Raw genomic sequence first — 26,789 nt, 5'->3', positions numbered from 1 at the left:
GAATATCTGCAATGAACACGCCGTCGGACTCTTGCCGATTCCGGCTGAAACCAATGACTCAGGGTTTGAACTGCGCCCAATTACTCTGGCTGGACCTGCGTCGGCGAATCGCCTTCCAGCAATCTGGCAGCCGGGTTGATTTCTGCCGCGCCCGCATTGTAATAGCCAATCACGCTCACGACCGACCGATGATCGGTCATGGCCATGATCGCCGGAAGTGCGATGCCTTGACGAGCGCCCTCGGTGACGAAACCAGAACGCAGGCTGTGCCCGCCATAGTCACCGGCCAAGCCTGCGGCCTTAGCCCGATTCTGGATGATCGTGGCCACGGACTTTGGCGAGAGTGCGCCGCCGACCCGGCCGTGCGCCAACTGGCGGAAGAGGGGGCCTTGTTGGATACCGGCAGCATGCAGCCAAGCACGCAGCGCCTGAGCGGGCTCGCCAACGATCGGCTTGTCAGGTGAGCCGCCCGTTTTCACGCCATCTTGGAGGGTCTTGCCCACATCCAAGCGGTACAGGTAACCATCCTCAATATGAGTCAGGTTCTCAACCCGGGCACTGGCAGTCTCGCTTCGTCGACGCCCCCCGCTAGCGAACGAGAAAAAGAGCAGGGCACGGTCGCGCATGCCTACAAGGTCTTCATCGCAGGTCTTGATCATGGCCCTAAGTTCGTGCGCGGTAATGGCCGTCTTCTTGCTAGGTCGCTCGCCACGCTTATGCGCCGCGCGCCGAGCTTTGGCCAACAGCTGGCGAACTTCTGTGGTGTCACATGGGTTGGACACCTTGAGCAACTGGTGAGCACTGGAGAGGACCGCCACGCGATGCACGATGGTCGGCAGCTTCAACGGCCCCGGACGTTGCTTGAGCTTGGACGCCACCAGCGCTGCATCCAGGGCCGGCGGTAGCTCCCAGACCAGCGTCTCACCGGAACGCCGGGCCAGATGATCGACGATGAACTGGATTACGCACGACGGCGACAGCGGCATCTCGATTGGCTGACCGTAACGCCCCACATACCAGCCCGCCCAGTAGCGCAGTGCGGTGGCGTAACTGCGGGTCGTGTTGGCCGACGCCGCTTCAGCGAACACCTCGCGCACGGCGTCGACCGCTGCCACCGACAGCGCACCTGGGCTCAGCCCCGAGGAGGGAGGGTTCTCAGGAAGCAGGGGGAAGCTCATAAGGCACTGAATCCAATAGCAAAATAATCCAATGGTTCCGATAAATATATATTATCGGCAGCCCTGAAAACATGGGGTAGGGGGCATCTATCGCACATCTTCGGATCGCCAACCTTGTCAGCATTGCGTGACTCTCGTCACATTTACTAAGATGCCGCCGACACAATCGGTGTCAGTCTCGAAGGATCGAAATGGCTGTCTACGTCGTTACATGGAACTTGAATCGGGAAGCAAACTACGCCGCCAAGAGAACTGCTTTTCTCAACCACCTGAACCGGCATGACAACGTTGCTGATCCAAATTTGGAGACTGTCAGGTGGATATCAACGAATCTATCCGTGGAAGCGCTAAGCGCAGACTTGAGGCTAAGGCTCGACGCTAACGATGCCATTTTTGTTGCTAGGCTCGCTAACGGCAGCTACACCGGATTCATGAGACCTGCTACGTTTACTTGGATCACTCAACGACTGTAGCTCCAGTGTATGCGGACTTGGTGCTCCATGGCACCAAGTCCCCCTAGCACGTCTTCGTTCGACGGAGCGAGCAACTCGAGCTGTTTCATTGACAATGTCCCAACTTGGCTGCCTTGCGTTGACGAATGCACCAACTTCGCTGCGCTTGCTGATGGGCGCCAATCACCCGCGAGTTAAGCGCCGCCCATTGTCCCGCTTGAGCCTGTCGGAAACTCTCATCGATTCTGTAGTCGGATATCAGCTCATCGGTCGTTGTGGCTGCGCAAACTTCGCTGCGTTACGTTGGGGATGCGCCAACTTGCGCCGGCGTGAACCGCAATCGGTCGCCTGGAATTTGCCTTGCTCCGTCAGATAAGGCAGGCACGGCGTGATAGGCTCCATAACCACGGATATCTCTGAAGGAATGGCTGAACCTCGTCAGCACACGGCATACGCAAGCAGCTAGTGCAATGTCGGCAATGTGCCAACAAGGCGGCAGATGTTTGGCAATGCATCAAGTTCGCTGCGGCGCGTTGTGGACGCACCAAGTTGGCTGCAGGTCGTTGGGAGTGACCGCCTCGGCTGCATGGAATGCTTCATGTTGCTGCATGAGACGCCTCAACTTGGCTGCGCACAACAGGGGATCCATCTTGCTCATGCTGCGATCTCATCCTTGTCGGGGGAGCCAACAGGGAGGCAAGAGCCAAGCCAGAGCCGCAGCCATTGCCAGATCGAGCCGACGAACCGGATCACGCCCGATACAGCATTTCGCATAATGTATATTATGTTCTAGCCAGACTGGCCCGGGCGACCGCCGCCCGGGCCCGACCCGCGCCGCAGGCTCCCCCTTCATATGGCCGCCCCAACACCGGCAGAACCGCGCCCCACAGGCCGAGCCTTTCTCACCCCGTATCCAAACGCCGTCGTGTAGGCTCGGCGCACCACTTAAGGACGGGTTTGGCGATGCGCCTGGCTGATTTTATCGAACGGAATGCGCGGGAAATCCTCGACGACGCGGTGGCATTCGCCGAAACGCAGGCACCCGATACCGTCGAGTTCAGCGCAAAGCAACTTCGGAATCATCTTCCCCAGATTCTTCAGGCGGTCATAGACGATCTCAGATCGCCGCAGACAGACTCCCAGCAGCTCGCAAAGTCCCACGGGCTTGCACCGTTGAAACCCGGTCCCGAGTCCGCCGCGTCCTATCATGGCCGAACCCGCGCCATCGCCGGCTTTGGCCTCAACCAGATGGTGGCTGAGTATCGAGCGCTTCGGGCTTCGGTACTTCGGCGATGGGCATCCGACCAGCGGCTGGTCACTTCATCGATCGATGACATCCTTCGTTTCAATGAGGCCATCGACCAGGCGGTGGCCGAATCCCTTGCTCAGTTCTCTGCCGAGGTCGAATCCTGGCGGCAGATCTTCCTCGCGGCGCTCGGGCATGATCTCCGAGGCCCCTTGGCAGCGATCATCTTCTCGGCAGACACCCTGGCCAGTGGGCTGCAGGACCCAGCTTTGGCCAAGCAGGCCGAGCGGATCATCAACGGCAGCATGCGCATGAAAAAGCTGCTGGACGACCTGCTGGCTTACAGCCGCAGCAAGCTGGGCGATGGGATGGCCATTCATCCGGTGGACTGCGATCTTGCCCAATCGCTTGGCGAGGAAGTCGAATTGCTTCGCGCTGCCCTGCCCCACGTCCCTATCACGTATGAGGTTGAAGGCGATGCCCGCGGTTGCTTCGATGCCTCTTCGTTGCGCGAGGCGGTTCACAACCTCACGACCAACGCCGCAAAGTACGGCGAACACGGCACCGATGTGCGGATCAGCCTTGAGAGCCTCGCCGACCAGACCCTGATCACGGTGAGCAACGCGGGGGCCGAACTGTCGGACGAAGCGTTCAACAGCCTGTTCGATCCCTTGCGCCGAGGCTCGCACAACGCGTCACAGGGAGAACACGCGAGCCTTGGCCTCGGCCTGTTCCTGGTGCGGGAAATCTGCCACGCGCACCGCGGCACTGTTCGTGGACGATGGCGTGATGGCCGCACCTCATTCGTCATCACACTCCCGAAGAATGCTGATTGATGCGGCCGACCTGGCGACGGCACTACAGGAACCTGTGCATCACGAAGACATCGACCAACCCGCGCCTGCCATGCCGGAAGGCCTCTGGCAGCGTTCCAACCACCGCAAACCCCAGCTTCCGGTACAGCGCCACCGCCGGGCCGTTGGTGCTGACCACGTAATTGAACTGCATGGCCAGGAACCCTTCCGCCCTCGCCCGCTCCAGGCTGTGTTCCACCAGGGCTCGGCCCACGCCCCGCCCCTGTGTCGCGGCGTCGACCACATACGTGGCGCTGGCCACATGCGCCCCAAGGTCAGGGAAATTCGGGCCCATCTTGTACATGCCCACAACCCGGCCCTCCAGCACAGCTACATGAGGTGCCTGGGCCTGGAACCAATGCGCGCGAAACGTCTCGACGGCGAAAGAGCCAGCAAAGGGCAGTGCATCCTGCGTCGCAATGGCTTGCTTGAACATGCCCCACATCACGTCGAAATCGCCTGCACGGGCGGGCCGGATATCCATGCGACTCCTGCAGATCTGTGGTGGTGACCAGGCCGGACACTACCAGAATCCAACGCCTGCTCCGTAGCTGCTTCACGCGCCACCGCCATCGGCTCGGCAATAGTTGCAGATATTCCGGCTTTCAGAGCAGTAGATGCCTCCTGTTTCCGCGCACATCCCGCACCGGCTTCGACGGTGGCGTGTTCCTGCCTGCGTCCTGCTGGGCATCTACCTGCTGTACCTGCTGGCCGGCAACATCTTCCTCAACACACCGCTGTTTGACCAGGTCACCAACCGCAAGCCGCACAAGTTCGTGATGACCACTGGGCCGGCCATTACCGTGCTGCCAGGCCATGTCATCGCCTGGAACGTGCACATGCGCGGCCATGTGAACCACACGGTCTACGTGCTGCACGCCGACCGCGCCAGCGCTCGTCTGGCGGTGCTGCCCCTGTTCCAGCGCGAGGTGCGGGTGCCCCGGCTGCAGGCCACCGGGGTTTCGGCCGAGATCAGCCGCGTGGAAGAGGCCATCCCGCCACCGCCGCGCAGCGACCGGGGCTGGACCCTGCGCTTCGACGCCATCCACAGCGATAGTATCCGCAGCGCACGTTTCGGCAGGCTGCTGATCATCGGCCAGGGCCAGGGCACGGTGGGCTTCCTCAAGCAGCTGCGCGGCGGGCCGTCGGAACTGTTCGAATCCGAGGTTGCATTCAGCGATGCGGACACCAGTTTTGACGGCGTGCAGCTGTTGGGCGACATGGATCTCACCGCGCGCTTCAGCTATCCGCGCCACTATCGGGACCAGGCGCCCGGCCTGGCCAAGTTGAAGCTGCTGCATGCCCAGCTCGAGGTCGATGCCCGCAGCCAGGGCCTGCGCATGGACACCCATGCCACAACGCCGAAGATCTCCAGCGCACCAGTGCCCGGACGGCTGCAGGCCGCACTCCACCTGATCGATGGCCAACTGCAGCCCGGCGACCAAGCGCTGTGGCAGGTGCCGCTCTACCTGGGCGACGGCGCCCCCGATCGCGGCATGCTGGCGCTGCAACTCAATGTGGCCAAGGACCTGCGCCTGCAGGCCCGCTTGCCGCAAAAGTCCGGTTCAGGCAGCGAGGTGGATGCCGATCTGCATATCAGTGGCCGGGACATTCCCTTCCAACAGCCCGCACAGCTGCTGGAACGCAGTTCTGGCACAGTGCGCGGCGAATGGACGTTCACCTCGCTCAACTGGATCCCTGCCCTGTTCGTGCGCAAGCCGTGGCTGCAGCTGGATGGCGGCGGCACGCTGAAGGCGGACCTGCGCCTTCGCAACGGCGAGCTGACCGAAGGCAGCACCGTGGACATTCCTGCAGCCGAAGCCGTGGCCGAGGTGGCGGGTGTGCGCTTGGCGGGCACGGCCAGTGCCCACGGCGAACTGAAGGCCGGCACGCCCAGCCAGGCGCGGCTGGCCGTCCGGTTGCCCCGCTTCACCGCGCGGCCAGGCGATGCCAAGGACGTACGCCTGTTCGACGGCCGGGATCTGGCCCTGGACCTGACCGGCGATGGCCGCCTGCAGGAACTGCGCAAAGGCGTCCGCGCGCAGCTGCGCTTCAGTGAAGCCACCATCCCTGATCTGACCGCCTACAACCGCTACCTGGGTTCGCCCCAGGTGCGACTGCTCCGTGGCACCGGCACCGTGAGTGGTGATGCGACCCTCGATACCGACGGGCGCGTCGGCCATGGCACGGCCCGGCTGTTGGGGCGCAACGCCAGTGCAAAGGTGGCAGGGCTGGACATGGGCGGCGATATCGACGTGAACGCAACACTGCGCCGGGGAGACTTCAACCAGCGTCATTTCGATCTGTCCGGCACCACGGTCGAGCTACGCAACGTGCAGGTGGCGGGCACGCAGGGCTCGACGGCATGGAAAGGCCGCGTGGACTTCAGGCGTGGGCGCATCGATGCGCAGTCGCCGTTCCAGGTGGATGCCACCACGGACCTCGATCTCAGCGATGCGCGACCGTTGCTGGCGCTGTTCGCAGAGCGCACCGACTACCCGCGCTGGACCTTGTCCCTGCTGGATTCCGGACAGGTACAGGCGCAGGCGACGCTGCGCTGGCGCCCTGGCCATCTGGTCATCGATGGCCTGCAGGCCGAGAACGACCGCCTGTCGGTACGCGCGCGGCTGGATCTGCTGGAACAGCGCAAGCGCGGTGATCTCTATCTACGGTGGGGGCTGCTGGGTGCGGGCATCGAGCTGGACGGCGACCAGCGCCAATGGCATCTGGCCAAGGCACGCGAGTGGTTTGACCAGCAGCCTTCGCTGCTGCCAGCGGGCCAGGGCACGGGTGCTGCAGGCTCGTCGCACTGAAGGCAACCGTCTGCATCCATTGCCGGCCCCGGTGCGTATACACCGACGCCCCAATTGACGAGTTGCACGCAATGAACAAGCGCACACAGGCCTATGGCCTTCTGGGATGGGTGGCGATCACCTTCGCTGCCGCCGCACTGGGCGCGTGGGCCTCGACGTCCGCCGCCAGCTTCTATGCCACCCTCGTCCTGCCTGCATGGGCGCCGCCTGCCGGTGTGTTTGGCCCGGCATGGACCCTGCTGTACGCCATGATGGCGATTGCGGCGTGGCTGGTCTGGCGGGAGCGCGGCTGGCGCGGCGCGCGGCCTGCGCTGTGGCTCTATCTGGTGCAGCTGGCCATCAATGCACTGTGGAGCTGGCTGTTCTTCGGCTGGAAGCTGGGCGCCCTCGCCTTCGCCGACATCCTGGTGCTGGTGGCGCTGGTGTGCGCGACGATGCTCGCGTTCGTGCGCGTCCGCACGATGGCAGGCGTACTGCTGCTGCCCTATCTGGCCTGGATTTGCTTCGCCTCGGCGCTCAACTTCGCAGTCTGGCGTGCCAACCCCGGGCTGCTGTGATAGCGCGCCGCATCGCTTACGCCTGGGCCACGACCTGTGGGCGCCAGTTCCTCAACAGTGCCGGCTTGAACGCCTGCTGCCCGCAGCCGGTGGGGCAACGCACCACACGCGCCGACGAATGGCTGACCAGGCCTTGTCCTTCTTCGGCCTTGAACACCGTCTCGCAGGACAGGCAACGGGCCACCAGCGAATACAGGTGCAGCAACCGGCCACTGGCGGGGTCCTGCAGGGCATCCACATCCAGCAGTTCGAACTGGCAACTGTCAGCCAGCATGCGGTACGGCGTAGAAGGCAGGGTCTGCAGGTTCACGGGCGTGTTATCCGACGGAAGTCGAACCACCCTAGGGCAGCCGCTGTCGAGCCGGCGTGCAGCGCAGATGCACTGGCCGCGAAGCCGGCAGAGACGCCTGCCGCATGCGCATCGCTGCTTGTATGAAGAATTCAGTTTCAGATGGAGGACACGCCACATGCACAGGGAGGTAGGCGGATACGCTCTTTTGCTTCACCATCCATGGTTACCGGATACACCGCTGGGTCGTTCCTGCCCTTCACGAATCATGAGTCCCGCCCTTGATGCCTTCTGCTGAGCCCACGCACGACGCTGCCCTGTCGCGTTGCGCGCGCGAACCGATCCATACCCCCGGCGCGATCCAGCCGTACGGTGTGCTTCTGGTGGTGGAACCGCACTCGCTGCAGGTGCGTGAGCGCGCCATCAGCCACCCCGCCCTGCTGCAGCAGTTCGGCGAGCCATTGATGCAACACGTCGCCGAGGTGCTGGGTGGCGTGCTGGCGCCGTTCCAGGCGGTGTTGCAGCAGGCCACGGTCGGCAGCAGCGCACACGTGGGCGCGGTGCATCTGGATGGCCATGGCCGCCACCAGCTGCTCGTGCACCGGTCTGCAACCGACCTTCTGGTTGAACTGGAGGCGCCGGTTCCGGGCCAGCCCGGTTCGCTGGAAGAGCTGTACCCGGCGATCCGCGAGCTGATGTCCGGCATCGAGACCGCCACGACGGTCGAAGACCTGTGCAGGCTGGCCGCCGCGCATGTGCGACGCCTCACCGGCTTCGACCGCACCCTGGTCTACCAGTTCGATGCAGGCTGGAATGGCACGGTGGTGGCCGAGGATGGCAACGGCCTGCTGCCATCCTATCTGGACCTGCGCTTCCCCGAATCGGACATCCCCGCCCAGGCGCGTGAGCTGTACCGCCGCAACCGGGTGCGCCTGATTGCGGACAGCGATTACACCCCTGCGCCGCTGTTGCGCGCGGAAGCGCATCGCGACGCGCCTCCCACCGACCTGAGCCTGGCCGTGCTGCGCAGCGTCTCGCCGGTGCACCTGCAGTACATGCGCAACATGGGCACCGGGGCATCAATGTCGGTGTCGCTGGTGCACGAAGGGCGGCTGTGGGGCCTGGTGTCCTGCCACGCGGTGCAGCCGCGCCGCCTGCCGTACCACGTGCGTACGGCCTGTGAGTTCATGGGCCAGATCCTGTCGCTGCAGATCGCGCTGAAGGAGCGCGCGCGCGCGATCGAGGAACGCGTGGCCCGTCGCTCGGTGCTGGTCAAGCTGCTGGCACGCATGGCCGGGGACGAAGAGTTCATGGCGGCGCTGCGCCACGATGAGGCCAGCCTGCTGTCCCTGACCGGCGCGGCCGGCGCGGCCATCGTGCACAAGGGGGACTGCATGCGCGTGGGGCAGTGCCCGCCCCCCAGCGAGGTGCTGGCCCTGGCCGACTGGCTGGCCAACCAGCACGCCGGGCAGGAAATGTACTGCACCGATCATCTCGCCGGCGACTGGTCGCCTGCCGCGCACCTGACCGACGTGGCCAGTGGCCTGCTGGCGGTGTCGATCTCGCAGCTCCATCACAGCTACCTGATGTGGTTCCGGCCGGAGGTCGTGCGCACCGTGCGCTGGGGGGGCGACCCGCGCAAGACCGAGGCACCCGGCGTGGCCCTGTCGCCGCGGAACTCGTTCGAGGCGTGGAAGGAGACCGTGCAGCAGCGCAGCCTGCCCTGGAGTGATGCCGACTGCGATGCCGCGCACGAAATGCGCACCGCCATTGTCGACATCGTGCTGCGCAAGGCCGAGGAAATGGCGGAGCTGAACGAACAGCTGGTGCGCAGCAACAAGGAACTGGAAGCGTTCTCCTATTCGGTCAGCCACGACCTGCGCGCTCCCTTCCGCCACATCGTCGGCTACTCGGAGCTGCTGGGCAGCTCTGCGGGCGAGCGCCTCAACGACACCGAACGCCGCTTCCTCGACACCATCGTGGAATCGGCGAAATCGGCCGGCACGTTGGTGGATGACCTGCTCAGCTTCTCGCAGATGGGCCGCTCGACGGTGGGCAGGGTGCGGCTGGACATGGCTGCGCTGGCCGAGGACGTACGCAGGACGTTGGCCTTGGACTATGCCGGCCGCGAGGTGCAGTGGACGCTGGCGCCGCTGCCGGAAGTCGAGGCCGATCCGACCATGCTGCGCCTGGTCTGGCAGAACCTGCTGGGCAACGCGATCAAGTTCACCCGCGAGCGCGAGCAGGCGGTTATCGAGGTCGGCCACGAACGCAACGACGACGAAGACCATTTCTTCGTGCGCGACAACGGCTGCGGCTTCGACATGCGCTACGTGGACAAGCTGTTCGGCGTGTTCCAGCGCCTGCATCACGTCGAGGAATTCGAAGGCACCGGCATCGGCCTGGCCAATGTGCGCCGCATCATCGGCCGCCACGGCGGCCGCACCTGGGCCGAGGGCGAACCCGGCAAGGGCGCCACGATCCATTTCACCCTACCCCGTTCCACAGGAGATCACCCATGAGGGACCTGCGGCCGATCCTCCTGGTCGAGGACAGCCCCAAAGACGCCGAGCTGACGATGGCCGCGTTGTCACGCTGCCAGCTGCTGAACGACGTCATCCACGTGCGCGATGGCGCCGAGGCGCTGGACTACCTGCGCTGCGAAGGCAAGTTCGCCGGCGCCATGCACGGCGGCCCGGTCGTGGTGCTGCTGGACCTGAAGCTGCCCAAGGTCAATGGCCTGGAAGTGCTCGAACAGGTCCGTGGCGACGCGCAGCTGAGCAGCACCCCGATCGTGATGCTGACCTCCTCGCGCGAGGAACAGGACCTGGTGCGGAGCTACGAACTGGGCGTCAATGCATTCGTGGTCAAGCCGGTCGATTTCAAGGAATTCTTCGATGCCATCCAGGGGCTGGGCATGTTCTGGGGCATCACCAACCAGCCACCGCCGCACCGGCCCAACGGTTCGGGGCAGCACCATGCGTGATGGATCGCGCCGCAGTGAGCGCCTGCGCATCCTCATGCTGGAGGACAGCGCGCTTGACGCGGAGCTGATCAGCGCACAGCTGCAGCGCGCAGGCCTCGACTTCGAGGCCGAGCGGCTGTGGACCCGCAATGCGTTCATCGAGGCGATCGACAATCGCCCCTTCGACATCATCCTGGCCGACCACGTACTGCCCGGATTCGATGGCGATGCCGCCCTTGCGCTGGCGCGCGAGCGCATCCCGCACACGCCTTTCATCTTCGTCTCCGGCACCCTGACCGAAGAGCTGGCCGTGCAGGCCTTGACCCGCGGCGCACGCGACTATGTGGTGAAGCAGCGCCTGCAGCGCTTGCCGGATGCCATCCGTCGCGCGCGGCAGGAAGCCCACGAGCGCAACCAGCTGGTGCAGGCGCAGGCTGCGCTCAATGAGAGCCAGGCGCAGCTGCAGCAGGTGACCGACGCCGTTCCGGCGCTGATCGCCCGGCTCGACAAGGACCACCGCTACCGCTTCGCGAACAAGGCGTTCCTGGATTGGCATGGCGTGAGCCAGGCCGAATTGCTGGGACGCCTTGCCCGCGATGTCAGCGGCATCAGCGCCTTCGAACGTGCCCTCCCCAGCCTGGAACGCGTGCTGCAGGGCGAGCGCACCAGCTTCCAGGTCGAGCTCGTGCATCGCAGCGGCCAGTCACGATTCGTGCAGATGGACTGCGTGCCGGAGCATGCCGCCGATGGCAGCGTGGCCGGCTACATCTGCATGGGCAGCGACGTATCGGTGTTGAAGCAGGCCGAACTGGCCCTGCGTGAGGACAACCAGGCCCTGGAGCAGCAGGTGCAGGCGCGCACCGCCGAACTGCGGGCCAGCAAACGGCGGCTGCAGGCAATCTTTGAATCCAGCTTCCAGCATCAGGTGCTGCTGGATCTGTCCGGGCGCGTGGTCGATGCCAATGACGCTTCATTGGCCGCCGTGCTGGCGGACAAGGAGGACATTGTCGGCCAGCGCTTCGGCGAATCCCTGTGGTTCGCCAACACCGACGGCGTCGGCGCGGTGGTTGACCAGGCCGTCGCCGCGGCGGCGCAGGGTCGCAACTCGCTGCATTCCCTCGAGCTGGAACTGCCCACCGGCCGGCGCAGCTTCGATGTCTCGCTGCGCCCGCTGCTGGACGCCGACGGCGTGGCCACTGCCGTGGTATCGGAGGCGGTGGAAACTACTGCGCGGCGGCAGGCCGAGCATGCGCTTCGCCAGTCGCAGAAGATCGAGGCGGTCGGCCAGCTCACCGGCGGCATCGCGCATGATTTCAACAACATCCTGACGGTGATCTCGGGCAACATCGAGCACGCCATGCTGCTCAGCGAACGGGCCGGCGAAGCCGGCGCGATGGCCAGCCGTGCCCTGGACAATGCCCTGAAGGGGGTTGGCCGTGCCGCCAGCCTCACCCAGCGCCTGCTCGCCTTTGCCCGGCGCCAGCCGCTGCACAGCCAGGCAGCCAGCCTCAACGAGTGCCTGCTGGACATGCAGGACATGCTGCGGCGGGCGCTGGGCGAACTGGTGCAACTGGACATCCGCACCGCCGAGGACATCTGGTGCGTGGAGATCGACATCAGCCAACTGGAAGCCTCGGTGCTGAACCTGGCGGTCAATGCGCGCGACGCGATGCCGCACGGCGGCCGCCTGGTGATCGAAGTCGACAACAGCCACCTCGACCACGACTACGCCGCATTGTTCCCGGATGCTTCCCCCGGCGAGTATGTGATGCTGCGGGTGCGCGACAACGGCCACGGCATGGACGCGGCCACCCTGGCGCGCGTGTTCGAGCCGTTCTTCACCACCAAGCAGGTCGGCCGCGGCACCGGGCTCGGCCTGTCGATGGTGCACGGCTTCGTGAAGCAGTCCGGTGGCCACGTGCTGATCGATTCGGTGGAAGGCGGCGGTACCAGCATCACCATGATGTTCCCGCGCTCGCCTCTGGCGCTGCCTTCCGAGGCTCGCGTCCCGCAGACGGGCCTGGCCGGCTACTCGCCACGCGAGGAAACCGTGCTGGTGGCCGAGGACAACGACGATGTCCGTGCGCATACAGTCGATGCGCTGCGCCTGCTGGGCTACCGCGTGCTGGAAGCGCACGACGGCCCCTCGGCGTTGCGGCTGCTGGAACGGCCGGACACCAAGGTCGACCTGCTGTTCTCGGACGTGGTGATGCCGGGCATGTCCGGCTGGGAGCTGGTGCGTGAGGTGCGTGAACGCTGGCCGGCAATCGCGGTCTTGTTCACGTCAGGCTATCCACGCGACCACGATGCGGTTGGCGCGCAGGGGCGTGCAGCCGCCCTGCTGCCAAAGCCATTTACCCGCAGTGACCTTGCGCTGGCAGTGCGCACCGCGCTGGAGGCTGCGCCGCGCTGAGGTCAGGCGGACGCATCGCGCATGCCTGCCGCGATCCGGTTGATATCCGCGCACTCGATCGTGGCCGGCGGGTTTTCTCTTCCGGCCAGGGCGATCATGGCCATGCCCAGCGCCAGGTTGCTGGTCATCAGCGAGGGCGCGAGCGCACCGGCCAGTTTCATCAACGGTGCGCCGCCCCAGTACAGGGGTTTCAACAGGGCATGCCGGGTACCTGTCCCCGGCACCGGCCGGACCCCGCCCGGACGCAGCATCACCGCGCGCAGCGGCAGCGCCTGCAACGCCCGCTCGGTCTCGCCCTTCACCCGCAGCGGCATCAGCCGGCTTTGCGGGTCCGCGCCTGCGCCGGAGACATACAGGAAGGACCCCTGCGGATTCACCGCAGCCCAGGCGCGGGCCACTGCCAGTGTGGTGTCCAGGGTCACGCGCCGGTACTCGGCCTCGGCAGTGCCAACCGGTGGCGCACCGGCACAATAGAAGCATGCGTCGTACCCGGCCAGTTCATCACGCTGCGCGTCGATGTGCAGGAAGTCCGGGACCACCCGTTCGCTGCCGGGTCCGCGCAGGCTGCCCGGGCGCCGCACCAGCGCGGTCAAGCCGGCAACCTGCGGCGAACGCTGGCAGGCCAGGGCAACGCCCTGCCCCACCAAGCCTGCAGCGCCGGTCAGGAGAATCCGCAATGTCCGTGCCTGAGCCATGGCCAGGGCCGCACTAGAGTTTCACGAACCGCTGGATCTTGCGCGCCAGCCACCCGCTGAACACCAGCGGTGCATCCAGCGCCGACACGCAGATGCACGGCACCCCCGGCGCGGTCACCGGCTGATGCTCCACGTCTTCATCCAGGTCCGCCACGTCGCCGGGTGCGAACAGCCCCAGCGCATCGTTGTAGGAACCGCGCAGGATCTGGGTCAGCTCGCTGCGGCCATGGCTGTGCATGGGCAGGCATTTGCCCGGGGCGATCCTCAGCATGATCAGCGAAGGCATCTGCTCGGCACGGATGCAGTGCACGCCGGGTGCCATCCAGCGCCAACGCAACCCACTGAGCGATGCCCCGAAGTAGGGGTGCAGCGAGGCAGGCAGATGGTCCGGGTCGGCCTCGGGCCGCTCCTTCGGCACGGGACGCGCGGCCTGGTCCATGGCAATCGGCATTTCCGCAGCCAGCTGCATCAGCATGGCCTCGCGCAGCCGTTCGCGGCGTGGATCAGGCGCGGGCGGCTGGGTCTGCTCGAGCAGCACCGAGCCGATCGCCTCGGCCTCGCGCAGGCGCTGGCGGCAGTGCGGGCACTGCTCCAGATGCGTACCAGCGACCACGCTCAGTGGCGCGGGCAGCGCGCCTGCGGCATAGCTCATCAACGTCGATTCGTGCAGGTGGTGGCGCGGGTTCACAGCGCACCTCCCACTTTGGCCTGCAGCTGCAGGAACGCGCGCCGCAGATGCGACTTGACGGTGCCCAAGGGCATGCCGATCGCCTCGGCGATCTCGCTGTGGCTCTTGGCCTCGAAATAGGACATGCGCAGCAAGCGCGCCTGCACGGCGGGCAGTTCGTTGATGCGCTGGCGCAGCCGGGCCTGGTCGGCAAACTGTTCGGCGCTGCTGCGTTCGATCACATCCAGGGTTGCTGCGTCCTCGACGGCTGCCTGCACCTGCATCCAGCTGCGCTCGCGGCGGATGCGGTCAATGTGCAGGTTACGGGCGATGCGATACAGCCACGTGCTCAGCGCACCCTGCGCGGGATCGAAGTCGGCCGCGCGCAGCCATAGCCGCAGCAGGCTCTCCTGCGCCAGTTCCTCGGCCACCGCGTCAGGCACGCCCAGGCCCCGCAGGTATACGCACAGCCGCGGCATGAAGTAATCATAGATCCGCATGAAACAGTCGCGGTCACGAAGCCGTGCCACGCCGTCCATGTCACCGGCCCAGTTCGTCGGCTCGCTGCTCGGCTGCTGGGAACTGGACACGATGCGTGCGGTATCGAAGTTGAGGGGGTTGCTGGCGGCGTCAGGGTACATCGGCGTTCGCGGCGGGCGGGTGAAGGTCTGTCCTCTGTACGCGCAGGGGCCGTGATTGGATGCAGCCGCTGCAGGCGCATCCAACCGCCCATCCCCGCCGTATGACCTCAGCCCTCCTTTCCCGGATGAACGCGATGCGTACCGCCTGGCTGCTGCTGTGCCTGCCCCATGTCGCGCTGGCCGCGCCCTGGCTGCGAAGCGAGGGGGTAGCAACGTCGTCGCGGGGCGACCTGCTCTACCGCGAGGTGCACTGGCGACGCGATGCGGCCGAGGGTGCCGAGCGCTGGGTGCTGTACCAATGCGCGGACGGGCGGCCTTTCGCCCGCAAGCACCTGCCGGCCAGCGCGGCCCCACAGGCGCGCGGCTATACCCTGGAGGACCGGCGCAGCGGCCAGAAGGCCGACGTCGAGGCCGCCAGCGGCAGGGTCTCGATCGCGTGGAAGGAGGATGCCGGCAGCCCACCGGTGCAGCGCGAGCTCGACCTGCCGACCGGCGCGGTCATCGACGCAGGGTTCGACGCGGCGGTGCGCCTGCATTGGCAGGCGCTCATGCGCGGCGAGCGTGTGACCCTGCCCTTCCTGGTTCCAGCGCGGCAGCGCTACTTCCCGGTACAGGTAAGGCGCACCGGCCCGCAGCGCTGGCAGGGGATCGATGCGCAGTCGATCGAGGTCAGCCTGGACACCTGGTACGGCGGCATCGCGCCACGCCTTGCGCTGGTATATGCCAGCGCTGACCAGCGCCTGCTGGAGTTCCGTGGCACCAGCAACCTGCGCGATCAACGCGGTGCCTATCCACAGGTGACGGTGCGCTTCATCGCCGCAGCGGCTGGTCGCCCCGCCAGCGAATGGCAGCAGGCCTGGGCGCAGCCGCTGACAGATCGCTGCACCGTTACGGCCAGGTGAAATCTAAATTTCCTGCCGCGCTCCGCATCCAGTGGGCCTTCTGCCGCGTAGAGGAAGACACGAAACCCGCCGAGATCCGCCATGGCCTCTGTAGCGCCCCTCCCCCGTCGACGCTGGCGCCTGCTGCGCACGCTGCAGCGCTGGTTCGATACCGGCAACGCCGCAGAGGCCACCGGCGAGCGGCCGGGGCGGATCGACTGGGTGCGCGCCGTGCCCTTCGTGCTGATGCACCTGGCCTGCATCGCAGTGATCTGGGTGGGCATCTCGTGGACAGCGGTGATCGTGGCTGCAGCACTCTATGCGGTGCGCATGTTCGCCATCACGGCGTTCTACCACCGCTACTTCTCGCATCGCACCTTCCAGGCATCGCGGCCGGTGCAGTTCGTGTTCGCGGTGATAGGCGCCTCCAGCGTACAGCGCGGGCCGCTGTGGTGGGCCGCCCACCATCGCCACCACCACCGTCACGCCGACCAGCCGCTGGACCCGCACTCCCCCCGTGAGGGCGGCTTCTGGCGCAGCCACATGGGCTGGTTCCTGACCCGCGAGGCCTTTGCCACCGACCTGTCGCGGGTGCCCGACCTGGCGCGCTACCCGGAGCTGCGCTGGCTGGACCGCTTCGATACGGCTGTGCCGGTACTGCTGGCCGCAGCGCTGTATGCACTGGGCGCCGGGTTGGAGCGCTGGGCGCCAGGCTTGCATACCTCCGGCTCGCAATTGCTGGTGTGGGGCTTCTTCATCTCCACCATCGTGCTGTTCCACGCCACGGTCACCATCAATTCGCTGGCCCATCGCTTCGGTCGCCGCCGCTTCGAGACCCGCGATGACAGCCGCAACAATCTCTGGCTGGCGCTGCTCACCTTCGGCGAAGGCTGGCACAACAACCACCACTTCTTCCCGGGCACCGTCCGCCAGGGCTTCCGCTGGTGGGAAGTGGACCTGACCTGGTATGGACTGCGCGCGATGGCGGCGCTTGGGCTGGTCAAAGGGCTCAAGCCGATTCCCGAGTGGGTGCTGGCCAAGGCGAGGTACTGACATGCGCATCGCGATCATCGGTTCGGGCATTGCCGGACTGGCCAGCGCCTGGTGGCTGGACGGCGAACACGACGTCACGCTGTTCGAGGCCAACGACTATCTGGGCGGCCATACCCACACCCACGACGTGCAGGTGGATGGCGTCCGCATGGCGGTGGACACCGGCTTCATCGTGTTCAATCCCCAGCACTACCCGCTGCTGACCGCACTGTTCGACGAGCTGGGCGTAGCCTCGCAGCCGACCACGATGAGCTTCTCGATGCACAGCGAGCGCAGCGGCGTGGAGTACAACGCCACCTCGCTGGATGGCCTGTTCTGCCAGCGCCGCAACCTGGTGTCGCCGCGGTTCTGGGGCATGCTGGCCGACCTGCGCCGGTTCTACCGCGATGCCCCCCTGTTGCTGGCAGAAGACGAGGGCCCAACGTTGGGGCAGTACCTGCGCAGCCAGCGCTACGGCGATGCCTTCATCGACGAGCACCTGCTGCCGATGGCCTCCGCGCTGTGGTCGTCCCCGACGGCCACGGTGATGGACTTCCCGGCGCGCTATCTGGCCCAGTTCATGGCCAACCACCAGATGCTGCAGATGACCGGGCGTGCACCGTGGCGGGTGGTGAGCGGTGGATCGGCCAGCTATGTCGACGCCCTGCGCGCCCGCTGGCGGGTGCATGAGCGGCTGGAGTGCCCGGTACAGTCGGTCGAGCGCATGCCGTGGGGCGCTCGCGTGCACAGCGCGGCCGGCGTGGAAGGCTTCGATGAGGTCATCCTGGCCTGCCACAGCGACCAGGCCCTGGCGCTGCTGCGTGACGCCGACCCCATCGAACGCGACGTGCTCGGCGCCATCCGCTACCAGGCCAACGAAGCGGTGCTGCACACCGACGCGTCATTGCTGCCGCGCAACCGCAAGGCGTGGGCGGCATGGAATGCCCATGTGCCCCGCGACCCTGCTGCGCCCTGCACGGTCAGCTACTGCATGAACCAGCTGCAGGGCCTGCCCGGCAGCACGCCCCTGGTGGTAACGCTCAACCGCAGCGAGGCAATCGACCCGGGCAAGGTGCTGCGCACCCTGCATTATGCGCACCCGGTGCACGACCATGCCGCAGTGCGCGCGCAACAGCGCTGGGCCGAGCTGCAGGGCCGCCGCCACACCTGGTTCGCAGGCGCCTATTGGGGCTGGGGCTTCCATGAGGACGGCATCCGCAGCGCCCGCCGCGTGGTCGATGCACTGCGCACCTGTGAACCGCACCACGTCATGGCGGCTCCCGGCGAGGTGGCCGCATGAGCGCCAGTGCGCTCTACTTCGGGCAGGTGGCGCACCGCAGGCACCTGCCACACCCGCATGCGTTCCGCTATCCGATCGCACAGCTGCTGCTCGACCTGGATGAACTCGACAGCGTGTTCGCCGGGCGCTGGCTGTGGTCGATCAATCGCCGCAATCTGGCCGAGTTCCGTCGCAGCGATTACTTCGGCGATCCCGCGCGGCCCTTGGCCGATGCAGTGCGCGACCACGCTGCATCAACCCTGGGCTACCGGCCCACCGGCCCGGTCCGCCTGCTCACCCATCTGCGCTTCGCCGGTCACGTGTTCAACCCGGTCAGCTTCTACTACTGCTACCGGGCCGATGGCAGCACGCTGGACTGCATCGTCGCCGAGATCACCAACACACCCTGGAAGGAACGTCACGCCTACGTGCTGCCGGTCGCAACGGCCACGCAGGAAGGCACCTCGCTGCGCTGGCGGTTCGACAAGTGCTTCCATGTCTCGCCCTTCATGCCGATGGATTGTCATTACGACTGGCGGTTCAACTGCCCTGATGAGGACCTGCGCGTGCACATGCAGGTCTGGCGCGACGGCGCGCGCCAGTTTGATGCCACCCAGGTCATGCAACGACACCCCCTGGATGGCCGCGGGCTGGCCCGCGTCCTGGCCTGCTATCCACTGATGACCACCCAGGTGGTGGCCGCCATCCACTGGCATGCGTTGCGGCTGTGGCTGAAACGCAATCCCGTACACGACCACCCTACCCTTGCCGAGAAACCGCGATGAATTCGATGATTCCTTCGGTCGCGCTGCCGCGCCCCGGCGCATTGGATGCCTTCCTGCGCCGCCGCCTGCTGGCCCAGCTCGCCCCGATGCGCGACGGCCGCCTGTGCGTGCGCGACGCGCTGGGCGAAGTCTGGTTGGGCGATGCCCGCGGTGAGCTGCATGTCACCGTCACCATCGAGGACCCGGCGTTCTATCGCAAGGTGGCGGCCCAGGGCAGCGTCGGCGCCGGCGAAAGCTACATACATGGCGAATGGCGCTGTGACGACCTGGTCGCCCTGATCCGGCTGCTGGTGCGCAACCGCGATCTGCTCGACAGCATGGAACACGGCCCGGCGCGCGTGGGAGGCTGGCTGCTGCGCGGCTGGAACCGCCTGCGCCGCAACAGCCGTGAAGGCAGCCGCCGCAACATCGCCGCGCACTACGACCTCGGCAACGACTTCTTCGCCCTGTTCCTGTCACCGGACCTGATGTACTCCTCGGCCCTGTTCGCCGAAGAGGGCGAGTCGCTGGAATCCGCCTCGCGGCGCAAGCTGGACCGCATCTGCCAGCAGCTGCAGCTCAAGCCGGGCGACCGCGTGGTGGAGATCGGTACCGGCTGGGGTGGTTTTGCGCTGCACGCGGCGCAGCACTACGGCTGCCACGTCACCACAACCACGATCTCCGCCGAGCAGCATGCACTGGCCAGAGAGCGCGTCCGCGTCGCCGGGCTGCAGGACAAGGTCACGCTGTTGATGCAGGACTACCGCGACCTGCAGGGCCAGTTCGACAAGCTGGTATCGATCGAGATGATCGAAGCCATCGGCGCCGAATACCTGGACACCTACATGGCAACGCTGCAGCGCCTGCTCAAGCCCGATGGTGTCGCCCTGCTGCAGGCCATCACCATCGAAGATCACCGCTACGAGCAGGCACGGCGCAGCGTCGACTACATCAAGCGCTATGTGTTTCCGGGCAGCTTCATTCCGTCGATCAACGCGATCATGGCGGCCAAGACCCGATCCAGTGACCTGCAGCTGGTCGCCCAGCAGGATTTCGGCCACTCCTACGCACTGACCCTGCGCGCCTGGCGCCAACGCTTCCTTGCCCAGCTGCCCGCTGTGCAGGCACAGGGCTTTGATACGCGCTTCTGCCGGATGTGGGAGTTCTACCTGGCCTATTGCGAGGGCGGCTTCCTGGAGCGTTCGATCGGCGTTTCGCATCTGCTGCTGGCGCGCCCCGGGCATCGTCCCGCTGGCGCATCGGGTCAAGGCGGCTGAGGTGCGCCGGTTCTGGGCCAATCTGCTTGGCAACCAGCTGGTCTGGCTGTGCGCCGTGGCCGGCGCCGGGCGCGGCTGGCAATGGCCGGCGCTGCTGGCAGCGTCGCTCTACATCGGCAGCCAGCTGCTGACCTCGCCGCAACCTCGGCTGGATCTTCGGCTGATGCTGTTGGCGATGGCCTGCGCGTGGCTGGTCGACGCCAGTGCCGCCGCCAGCGGCACCGTACGCTACGCCGCGGCCCCGCTGGGCTGGACGCCACCCCTTTGGATCATGGCGTTGTGGGCCGCGTTTGCGATGACGCTGACCACTTCGATGCGCTTCCTGCTTCGCCACCCTGCCCTGCCAGCCGCGTTCGGCCTGCTGCTGGCCCCGCTGGCCTATCTCTCCGCAGCGCGCGGTTTCGATGCGGTTCGATTCACTACGCCGCTGTGGCAGGGCCTGCTGGTACTGGGGGTGGGCTGGAGCATCGCGCTTTCGCTGCTGTGCATGGCCGCTCGTCGCGGCTCCCGCACCATTCCACCGCCCTTGGCCGGAGCGCCGTCATGATCAATCTGGTGTGGGTACTGCTGTATGCCGTGCTGGTGATGAGCTGGGGCTGGGCCTGGCAGCGGCGCCACCGCAACATCGGCGTGGTCGATGTGCTCTGGGCCAAGGGCGTGGGTGCTTCGGCCCTGTTGCTGGCGTGGCTCGGCGATGGTGCGGCGGCGCCACGCATTGCACTGGGCGTGCTCGGTGGCCTGTGGGGCAGCCGACTGGCACTGCACCTGTGGCATCGGGTCCGCCATGAACAGGAAGACGGTCGCTACCGTTATCTGCGCGAGTACTGGCAAGGGCATCAAGCCAAGATCTTCGGCTTTTTCATGGCCCAGGCACTGCTGGTCGTGCTGTTCGCCCTGCCCTTCGTCGCGGTGGCTGCCAATCCACAGACCAGCATGACGTTGTGGGTCGTGGCCGCCGCACTCGTCTGGCTGCTGAGCGTCGGCGGCGAGAGCCTGGCCGACCATCAGCTGGCCCGGTTCCGCGCGAATCCGGCAAACCAGGGTCGCACCTGCCGCGACGGGCTCTGGCGTTACTCCCGCCACCCGAACTACTTCTTCGAGTGGCTGCACTGGTTCAGCTATGTCCTGCTCGCGGTCGGCTCGCCGCTGTGGTGGCTGGCGTGGTCCGGCCCGCTGCTGATGTATGTGTTCCTGCGCTACCTGAGCGGCATTCCGTTCACCGAAAAGCAGGCGCTGCGCAGCCGCGGCGACGATTACCGCGCCTACCAGCGCAGCACGCCGATGTTCTTCCCCTGGTTCCCTCGTCCTTCCAAGGAGCATTCCGCATGAGCGCGATTCCGTCACTGACCCCGGCCGACGACGCGGAAACCGGGCTGATCGCCTGGGCCGAACGCGGCCTGGTTCCCGATGCCGCGCTGCGCGCCGGCATCCGTCGCCTGTGCGCGCAACGCCTGCACGAGGAAATGCTGGGCGGTATCGAAGCACAGTCCGCACGCTTCAGCCGTCGCATCGCCGAGCTGGCCGACAGCCCGCTCGCGCTGCATACCGACGCGGCCAACCGCCAGCACTATGAGGTTCCGGCGGCCTTCTTCCAGGCCTGCCTGGGCAGGCGCCTGAAGTACAGCAGCTGCTACTACCCCACCGGGCGCGAAACGCTGGACCAGGCGGAGGACGCCATGCTGGAGCTGTACGGCCAGCGCGCCGGACTGGCCGATGGCCAGCAGATCCTCGAACTGGGCTGCGGCTGGGGTTCGCTGACCCTGTGGATGGCCGAGCGCTATCCCACCGCCGCGATCACCGCCGTGTCCAATTCGCACAGCCAGCGCCAGCACATCATGGCGCAGTGCCAGGCCCGGGGGCTGCACAACGTCGAGGTGATCACCCGCGACGTCAACCAGCTCGAGCTGCCAACCGCACGCTTCGACCGCTGCGTCTCGGTGGAAATGTTCGAGCATGTGCGCAACTACGAGCGCCTGCTGGCGCGCATCAGCCAGTGGCTGAAGCCCGACGGCGCGCTGTTCGTGCACATCTTCGCCCACCGCACGCTGATGTACCCGTTCGAGACCGAGGGCGGCGACAACTGGATGGGCCGCCATTTCTTCACTGGTGGCCTGATGCCGGCGGCCGACACGCTGCTGCATTTCCAGCGCGACCTGCGGCTTGACCAGCGCTGGTTGCTGGACGGCACCCACTACCAGCGCACGGCCGACCACTGGCTGGCCAACCAGGATGCAGCACGCGAGGCGGTGATGCCGGTGCTGGTCGCGACCTACGGCCAGGCCGCCGCGAAGATCTGGTGGCAGCGCTGGCGCATGTTCTGGATGGCATGCGCCGAGCTGTTCGGCTACGACGACGGCCAGCAGTGGCTGGTCGCCCACTATCTGTTCCGCCCCCGTTGAGGTGTGACATGCGCATGCGCTCGCTGCTTCCCCTGCTGGCATTGAGCCTGTTTGGTTCCGGCTGCAGTTCCACCGATACCCGTCCCCTGCCCCGCCCGCCCTCAGTGGACGTGCCACGCTTCATGGGCGACTGGTATGTGATCGCCCACATCCCCTCATGGCCGGAGCGCAAAGCTTTCGACGCGGTGGAGAGCTACGCATTGAAGCCCGACGGGCGCATCCAGACCACCTTCACCTATCGCAAGGGCAGCTTCGACGCCCCCCAGAAGTCGATGCACCCTGTGGGACGGGTCGAGAAGGACGGCAACGGCGCCATCTGGGGCATGCAGTTCATCTGGCCGATCCAGGCCGAGTATGTGATTGCTTGGCTGCGCGATGACTACGGCCAGACCATCGTCGCGCGCAGCAAGCGCGACTACGTGTGGTACATGGCACGCACGCCACAGGTGTCCGAGAGCGACTACCAGCAGGCCGTGCAGCGCATCGCGGCCATGGGTTACGACACCGCAAAGCTGAGGCGCGTGCCGCAGTCGGTGCGCTGAGCCATCGGTCATCCCCACGCAGCACCTGCTGACGGCAGGGCGTGTCGACATCTGCTTGCGCCGGATGTCGCATTCATCACCGCTGCCACATCGTTCATCCGGCACGCGCGCAGCCGCTGCCGGAACCGTGCGTACAGACAGCGGCGCCGCCCTTGGCCTGCCTGCAGCAGCTGGCGCCGGGGTCGCGAACGCTCAAGACTCGCCCGCGGCGGCCGCTAATGGCCAATGCAGGGCTGTGCGCGCCGGCCACAATGGCCGGCGATGGGTGCATCCCGGCCGCAGCCGATTTCACAATGGAAGGAACAGGCAGTTGAAGGAAGAACGACGCAACGCGTTGCAGGCCAGTCATCGCGCGATCCTCAGCTTCTGGCACAGGGTTGAGTTCTTCATACCCTACGATCTGCAGGGCCAGGTCCTTGAGTCGAAGGACGCGGACTGGAGCGTACGGCAGCTGTCCAGGGATCAGCTCGAGCGATTGGACCCGAAGGATCTGTGGTCCCCACCCCTGCCATTCGGTCGCAGGCTGAGCGGATTCGATGTCTACCTCGGCATATTCGACAAAGCCCAGCTGGCCGATATCACCCAGCGGGTACTGGCTGAGACGCCAAGCGGAGACGAGTCGCTGGAACAGGACGAACGGGCCGAACTGGAAGGCCTGACCTGCGCGGCCAGCCTGCGGGCAAGCGCCGAGGGCGTGCTGCAGCTGGGTGAAATCTCGGTATCGACCGTTCCGTGGGCACTGGGCACGATCTCCAGGCGTGGCTTGCAGGGCCTGGACTTCGACGCCTTCCAGGCAAGCCTTGAAGCACTCAAGCGCGACGTAGCAACGTTCCGCAGCGCCGCTGCCACCCCCGCCGGACAGGGTGAGGGCCCAACGCCCTGCAGCCCCGACGACCTGTTGCGCCTGCTCGACATCCTGTGCAACTGGTCGGGTCATGACCCTTCCGCGGGCGACGCGTCCGCTCCGCTGCTGGTCATCCGGGCGAAAAGCGTTGAAGACAAGCCGAAGCCGGGACGGGCAGCAAAAGCCACACCCCCAGGGCCGGACAACGAGCCAACGGCGGAAGCGGACGACGCCGAGGACGACGAGGCCCAGCCCGAAGAGGACGCGGAGATCAGCATCCTCAACAGTTTCTTCGTCGAGGATATCGCGCGGGCCATCGGCGCACTCGACCAGGGCAAGGCCAGTGCGCCCCTACGCGCCTATCTGAGCCCATTGCCTGAAAGCCGACGCGAAGACCTTTACACCCCAGAAGGCCATGCGCTGATTGCCGACCGGCTGCGCCCGCGCCACATCAATCGGGGCCACTGGCCCGGCGATCCTGCACACACGATGAGCCTGATGCAGCAGTTCGCTGTGAACAGCATCTTCGAGCAGGTGCGCGATTCAGGCATCTTCTCGGTCAATGGCCCACCCGGAACCGGGAAGACCACGCTGTTGCGTGAGGTCTTCGCTGAGAACATCGTGCGGCGTGCACGTGCATTGTCACAGTACGCGACGCCAGCCGCTGCGCTCGGCCCAGCCCGCGAAGTGAACTTCGAAGGTGAGAAGCCGTGCAGGGTCTCGCCACTGAAGGCCGACCTGACCGGCTTCGAGATGGTGGTCGCATCGTCGAACAATGCCGCCGTGGAGAATATTTCGCGTGACCTGCCGAAGAGCCGGTCACTGGGCAAGCCCGGAGGGTCGCGCTGGCGCAACAGCACAGGGGACGTGACCTTCGACTACCTGCGGCCACTGGCCCGCAACCTGCTCGAATGGAACGGCAGGGGCGCCTATGAACGACCGGCGGCAGACAGCGATGCCTGGGGGTTGATCAGCTGCGCGCTGGGCAGGAAGGCCAACCGCGAGGCACTTGTGCGGGCCATCAGCAGGAGCGCCCCAAAAGATGGCAAAACCCCGAAGGGCTACGACCGCGCCCGCCACCAGTCGCTCTGGGAGTGGCGGGACAACCCAGCAGCCATGAGCTTCCAGCAGGCCAGGCAGGCGTTCGGCAAGGTCGATGCGATCGTCAATGGCCTGGTCGAAAAGCTGGATCGGCTTGCCTCGCTCAGCCGTGAAATCAGCGGCAACGATGAGGAGAGCTTCTGCCGGAAAACGACTTCTCAGCTTCGCGATGCACAGCGCGCGCATGAGGAAGCTGCACAGCAGTGCCGTGCACTCGAGGGCCAGCGCAGCAGATCCGATGAACAGCTCGCCCTGCTCAAGGCGCAACGCATCCTGCTCAAGGAAGAGAAGCCTGGCTGGTGGGCCCGCATCTTTGACCGGCAGCGCGCGCACAGCCATGCGGCCGCAATGGTGCAGAACGCAGATCATCAGCACCGATGGACCCAGCGCGGGCTCGAACTCGGGACGCAATGTGATACGGCGCAACAGCACCTGGGCCGAACCGCGAGCACCCTGGCCGAGGCATCGGCCGCCGCGCAGGCACGGGCGCAGCAATGGGCTGGAATGACGCAACAGCTCGAACAACTGAAAGCCGAATTCGGCACCGCGTCCCATCCCGCCGACGCGGCCGAACTGGAAGATCAGGACTGGCAGATCAAGGGAGTCTGGAACAGCGAGCAGCTCAACGAGCAGCGCGCCAACCTCTTCGTGGCGGCACTGCAGCTTCACCAGGCCTGGCTGCACGAAGTCGTGCAGAAGGGCGGCGGCTTCGCCCAGAACGTCATTGCACTGTGCCACCTGCTGAGTGGCAAGCGGCTGCAGGAGCCACGCGATGCGCTGGCCATCTGGCAGAGCCTGTTCATGATCGTGCCGGTTGTCTCCAGCACGTTCGCCTCGGTCGCACGCCAGTTCCGCCACCTGGGGCCGGACTCGATCGGCTGGCTGTTCATCGATGAAGCTGGCCAGGCCGTGCCGCAGGCGGCGGTCGGTGCACTGCTGCGCTCCAGGCGCGCGGTCGTGGTGGGTGATCCGCTGCAGATCGAGCCGGTGTTCACCGTGCCGGTCAAGCTGCTGCAGGCGCTGGGCCGAACCAGCGCACTGCCCGCAGGCGTGAACGTCTCGCCCGACAAGACCTCCGTACAGGTACTGGCCGACGAGGCCAACCCGCTCGGTGCCCGCATGGAGTCCGGCGGCTCGCCGCTCTGGATCGGCAGTCCGCTGCGCGTGCACCGTCGCTGCGTCGAACCGATGTTCTCCATTGCCAACACGATTGCCTACGAGGGGAAGATGATCTTCTCCAACCCCTGGGAACCCAGTGCGGCGCGGCCACCCGCCGACAGCCTGGACATCGGCAGCAGCGCCTGGGTACACGCCCCCGGCCGCACCAGCGACAAGCAGGTCGTGCCGTGCCAGATCGACCTGGTGCAGCAGGCGTTGGCCGCGCTCTACCACAGCACCGGAAGCCTTCCCCCGGTCTACATCATTTCGCCCTTCAAGCGCATCAAGAATGCCCTGCTCGAGCGACTGCGGAGCCAGGACGCCTGGCTTGGCCCGGATGCCCCACCCGGCACGCAGGCGCCACGCACCACCGAACTGCGCACGTGGTGCAGGGAGCGCGTCGGCACCGTGCACACCTTCCAGGGCAAGGAGGAAAGCATTGTCTGGATGGTCCTGGGCTGCGACACGGACACGGTGGGCGCGGCGCACTGGGCCTCCAGCAAGCCCAATCTGCTCAACGTCGCCGTCACCCGTGCCCAGCACCGCTGCTTCCTGATCGGAGACACCGCACTCTGGGGCGGCCTGCGCCACTTCTCAGACGCCCATGCCAAACAGTTGCCCCGCATCACCCCGGCGCAGTTCCTGGGTCGCATGTCGATCCCCCGCGTGCAGACTCGATAGCCCTGCCCTGCCCTGACGGCGTCAACCAGTCAGGTCAGGGGCGCAGGGTCACGCCAGCGTG

Annotated in this window: 22 protein-coding genes; 16 read left to right on the top strand and 6 right to left on the bottom strand. The window is 66.2% G+C overall.

Annotation, left to right across the window (positions count from 1 at the left end):
• Positions 1-80: 80 nt before the first annotated feature.
• The gene (locus AC5P56_RS09975) at positions 81-1,178 is read right to left on the bottom strand and encodes a site-specific integrase (protein ID WP_495231572.1); all 1,098 of its coding nucleotides are present in this window, start codon (positions 1,176-1,178) and stop codon (positions 81-83) included.
• A gap of 1,415 nt (positions 1,179-2,593) precedes the next feature.
• Between AC5P56_RS09975 and AC5P56_RS09970 the strand changes: the two genes are divergently transcribed.
• Positions 2,594-3,712, top strand: a complete 1,119-nt coding sequence (locus AC5P56_RS09970) for an ATP-binding protein (RefSeq protein WP_495231571.1) — start codon at positions 2,594-2,596, stop codon at positions 3,710-3,712.
• A 22-nt stretch (positions 3,713-3,734) separates the two neighbouring features.
• Here AC5P56_RS09970 and AC5P56_RS09965 read toward each other — a convergent pair whose 3' ends face one another.
• Entirely contained in the window at positions 3,735-4,214 is a 480-nt protein-coding gene (locus AC5P56_RS09965) for a GNAT family N-acetyltransferase (RefSeq protein ID WP_046430525.1), read from the bottom strand.
• Positions 4,215-4,347: 133 nt separating this feature from the next.
• Between AC5P56_RS09965 and AC5P56_RS09960 the strand changes: the two genes are divergently transcribed.
• Positions 4,348-6,543 (top strand): AsmA family protein, encoded by a 2,196-nt coding sequence (locus AC5P56_RS09960; protein WP_495231570.1) that lies wholly within the window; start codon positions 4,348-4,350, stop codon positions 6,541-6,543.
• 71 nt (positions 6,544-6,614) lie between these two features.
• Positions 6,615-7,100 (top strand): TspO/MBR family protein, encoded by a 486-nt coding sequence (locus tag AC5P56_RS09955; protein WP_053494703.1) that lies wholly within the window; start codon positions 6,615-6,617, stop codon positions 7,098-7,100.
• Between the two features lie 16 nt (positions 7,101-7,116).
• On the opposite strand, the gene AC5P56_RS09950 is transcribed toward AC5P56_RS09955, so the two are convergent.
• Positions 7,117-7,410 carry a hypothetical protein gene (locus AC5P56_RS09950; protein WP_014647137.1) on the bottom strand — a complete coding sequence of 98 codons (294 nt, stop codon included), beginning with the start codon at positions 7,408-7,410 and terminating at the stop codon, positions 7,117-7,119.
• A 263-nt stretch (positions 7,411-7,673) separates the two neighbouring features.
• Between AC5P56_RS09950 and AC5P56_RS09945 the strand changes: the two genes are divergently transcribed.
• From AC5P56_RS09945 to AC5P56_RS09935, 3 genes are read left to right on the top strand one after another with little or no spacing between them, the layout of a single operon-like run.
• Positions 7,674-9,911, top strand: coding sequence for an ATP-binding protein (locus AC5P56_RS09945; protein WP_197620884.1), 2,238 nt, complete (start codon positions 7,674-7,676; stop codon positions 9,909-9,911).
• The gene (locus AC5P56_RS09940; protein WP_014647135.1) at positions 9,908-10,375 is read left to right on the top strand and encodes a response regulator; all 468 of its coding nucleotides are present in this window, start codon (positions 9,908-9,910) and stop codon (positions 10,373-10,375) included. Before AC5P56_RS09945 ends, AC5P56_RS09940 begins: the two co-directional genes overlap by 4 nt.
• A complete protein-coding gene (locus AC5P56_RS09935) occupies positions 10,368-12,767 on the top strand; it encodes a PAS domain-containing protein (RefSeq protein ID WP_495231569.1) in 2,400 nt (799 codons plus the stop codon). The genes AC5P56_RS09940 and AC5P56_RS09935 overlap by 8 nt, the downstream gene beginning before the upstream one ends.
• A 2-nt stretch (positions 12,768-12,769) precedes the next feature.
• On the opposite strand, the gene AC5P56_RS09930 is transcribed toward AC5P56_RS09935, so the two are convergent.
• Genes AC5P56_RS09930 through AC5P56_RS09920 form a run of 3 tightly spaced genes read right to left on the bottom strand, consistent with a single transcriptional unit; the run spans position 12,770 to position 14,770 of the window.
• Positions 12,770-13,462, bottom strand: coding sequence for a Rossmann-fold NAD(P)-binding domain-containing protein (locus AC5P56_RS09930; protein ID WP_032961090.1), 693 nt, complete (start codon positions 13,460-13,462; stop codon positions 12,770-12,772).
• A gap of 13 nt (positions 13,463-13,475) precedes the next feature.
• Positions 13,476-14,150, bottom strand: a complete 675-nt coding sequence (locus AC5P56_RS09925; RefSeq protein ID WP_495231568.1) for a ChrR family anti-sigma-E factor — start codon at positions 14,148-14,150, stop codon at positions 13,476-13,478.
• Entirely contained in the window at positions 14,147-14,770 is a 624-nt protein-coding gene (locus AC5P56_RS09920) for a sigma-70 family RNA polymerase sigma factor (RefSeq protein ID WP_142234702.1), read from the bottom strand. Before AC5P56_RS09920 ends, AC5P56_RS09925 begins: the two co-directional genes overlap by 4 nt.
• A gap of 134 nt (positions 14,771-14,904) precedes the next feature.
• Here AC5P56_RS09920 and AC5P56_RS09915 point away from each other — a divergent pair, with 134 nt between their 5' ends.
• The 10 genes from AC5P56_RS09915 to AC5P56_RS09870 all read left to right on the top strand — a co-directional run bounded on the left by AC5P56_RS09915 (position 14,905) and on the right by AC5P56_RS09870 (position 26,728).
• On the top strand, positions 14,905-15,672 hold the full coding sequence (locus tag AC5P56_RS09915; RefSeq protein WP_495231567.1) for a hypothetical protein: 768 nt from the start codon (positions 14,905-14,907) through the stop codon (positions 15,670-15,672).
• An 81-nt stretch (positions 15,673-15,753) separates the two neighbouring features.
• Positions 15,754-16,704 (top strand): acyl-CoA desaturase, encoded by a 951-nt coding sequence (locus AC5P56_RS09910; RefSeq protein WP_014647129.1) that lies wholly within the window; start codon positions 15,754-15,756, stop codon positions 16,702-16,704.
• 1 nt (position 16,705) lies between these two features.
• Positions 16,706-17,983, top strand: a complete 1,278-nt coding sequence (locus tag AC5P56_RS09905; protein ID WP_495231566.1) for an NAD(P)/FAD-dependent oxidoreductase — start codon at positions 16,706-16,708, stop codon at positions 17,981-17,983.
• The gene (locus AC5P56_RS09900; RefSeq protein WP_014647127.1) at positions 17,980-18,747 is read left to right on the top strand and encodes a DUF1365 domain-containing protein; all 768 of its coding nucleotides are present in this window, start codon (positions 17,980-17,982) and stop codon (positions 18,745-18,747) included. Before AC5P56_RS09905 ends, AC5P56_RS09900 begins: the two co-directional genes overlap by 4 nt.
• Positions 18,744-20,003, top strand: a complete 1,260-nt coding sequence (locus AC5P56_RS09895) for an SAM-dependent methyltransferase (protein WP_049405283.1) — start codon at positions 18,744-18,746, stop codon at positions 20,001-20,003. The genes AC5P56_RS09900 and AC5P56_RS09895 overlap by 4 nt, the downstream gene beginning before the upstream one ends.
• A 1-nt stretch (position 20,004) precedes the next feature.
• Entirely contained in the window at positions 20,005-20,550 is a 546-nt protein-coding gene (locus tag AC5P56_RS09890; protein WP_046430505.1) for a DUF2878 domain-containing protein, read from the top strand.
• Complete coding sequence (locus tag AC5P56_RS09885; RefSeq protein WP_241886803.1) at positions 20,547-21,332, top strand: DUF1295 domain-containing protein; 786 nt, start codon at positions 20,547-20,549, stop codon at positions 21,330-21,332. Before AC5P56_RS09890 ends, AC5P56_RS09885 begins: the two co-directional genes overlap by 4 nt.
• Positions 21,329-22,402, top strand: coding sequence for an SAM-dependent methyltransferase (locus tag AC5P56_RS09880; RefSeq protein ID WP_014647123.1), 1,074 nt, complete (start codon positions 21,329-21,331; stop codon positions 22,400-22,402). The genes AC5P56_RS09885 and AC5P56_RS09880 overlap by 4 nt, the downstream gene beginning before the upstream one ends.
• 8 nt (positions 22,403-22,410) lie before the next feature.
• A complete protein-coding gene (locus AC5P56_RS09875; protein WP_111206860.1) occupies positions 22,411-22,944 on the top strand; it encodes a lipocalin family protein in 534 nt (177 codons plus the stop codon).
• Between the two features lie 310 nt (positions 22,945-23,254).
• Positions 23,255-26,728: a DEAD/DEAH box helicase gene (locus tag AC5P56_RS09870; protein WP_495231565.1), complete on the top strand. Its 3,474-nt coding sequence runs from the start codon at positions 23,255-23,257 to the stop codon at positions 26,726-26,728.
• Positions 26,729-26,789: the final 61 nt, after the last annotated feature.

The organism is Stenotrophomonas sp. YJH_SMC_131 (assembly GCF_059367975.1).
The sequence above is the reverse complement of the archived record's forward strand: the minus strand, read 5'-3'. Positions and strand labels throughout refer to the sequence as shown.

What these genes read in the sequence shown, in the direction of transcription:
- AC5P56_RS09975 (WP_495231572.1), bottom strand. Translation starts at nt 1,178, where the DNA reads ATGAGCTTCCCCCTGCTTCCTGAGAACCCTCCCTCCTCGGGGCTGAGC.
- AC5P56_RS09970 (WP_495231571.1), top strand. Translation starts at nt 2,594, where the DNA reads ATGCGCCTGGCTGATTTTATCGAACGGAATGCGCGGGAAATCCTCGAC.
- AC5P56_RS09965 (WP_046430525.1), bottom strand. Translation starts at nt 4,214, where the DNA reads ATGGATATCCGGCCCGCCCGTGCAGGCGATTTCGACGTGATGTGGGGC.
- AC5P56_RS09960 (WP_495231570.1), top strand. Translation starts at nt 4,348, where the DNA reads ATGCCTCCTGTTTCCGCGCACATCCCGCACCGGCTTCGACGGTGGCGT.
- AC5P56_RS09955 (WP_053494703.1), top strand. Translation starts at nt 6,615, where the DNA reads ATGAACAAGCGCACACAGGCCTATGGCCTTCTGGGATGGGTGGCGATC.
- AC5P56_RS09945 (WP_197620884.1), top strand. Translation starts at nt 7,674, where the DNA reads ATGCCTTCTGCTGAGCCCACGCACGACGCTGCCCTGTCGCGTTGCGCG.
- AC5P56_RS09940 (WP_014647135.1), top strand. Translation starts at nt 9,908, where the DNA reads ATGAGGGACCTGCGGCCGATCCTCCTGGTCGAGGACAGCCCCAAAGAC.
- AC5P56_RS09935 (WP_495231569.1), top strand. Translation starts at nt 10,368, where the DNA reads ATGCGTGATGGATCGCGCCGCAGTGAGCGCCTGCGCATCCTCATGCTG.
- AC5P56_RS09930 (WP_032961090.1), bottom strand. Translation starts at nt 13,462, where the DNA reads ATGGCTCAGGCACGGACATTGCGGATTCTCCTGACCGGCGCTGCAGGC.
- AC5P56_RS09920 (WP_142234702.1), bottom strand. Translation starts at nt 14,770, where the DNA reads ATGTACCCTGACGCCGCCAGCAACCCCCTCAACTTCGATACCGCACGC.
- AC5P56_RS09915 (WP_495231567.1), top strand. Translation starts at nt 14,905, where the DNA reads ATGCGTACCGCCTGGCTGCTGCTGTGCCTGCCCCATGTCGCGCTGGCC.
- AC5P56_RS09910 (WP_014647129.1), top strand. Translation starts at nt 15,754, where the DNA reads ATGGCCTCTGTAGCGCCCCTCCCCCGTCGACGCTGGCGCCTGCTGCGC.
- AC5P56_RS09905 (WP_495231566.1), top strand. Translation starts at nt 16,706, where the DNA reads ATGCGCATCGCGATCATCGGTTCGGGCATTGCCGGACTGGCCAGCGCC.
- AC5P56_RS09900 (WP_014647127.1), top strand. Translation starts at nt 17,980, where the DNA reads ATGAGCGCCAGTGCGCTCTACTTCGGGCAGGTGGCGCACCGCAGGCAC.
- AC5P56_RS09895 (WP_049405283.1), top strand. Translation starts at nt 18,744, where the DNA reads ATGAATTCGATGATTCCTTCGGTCGCGCTGCCGCGCCCCGGCGCATTG.
- AC5P56_RS09885 (WP_241886803.1), top strand. Translation starts at nt 20,547, where the DNA reads ATGATCAATCTGGTGTGGGTACTGCTGTATGCCGTGCTGGTGATGAGC.
- AC5P56_RS09880 (WP_014647123.1), top strand. Translation starts at nt 21,329, where the DNA reads ATGAGCGCGATTCCGTCACTGACCCCGGCCGACGACGCGGAAACCGGG.
- AC5P56_RS09875 (WP_111206860.1), top strand. Translation starts at nt 22,411, where the DNA reads ATGCGCATGCGCTCGCTGCTTCCCCTGCTGGCATTGAGCCTGTTTGGT.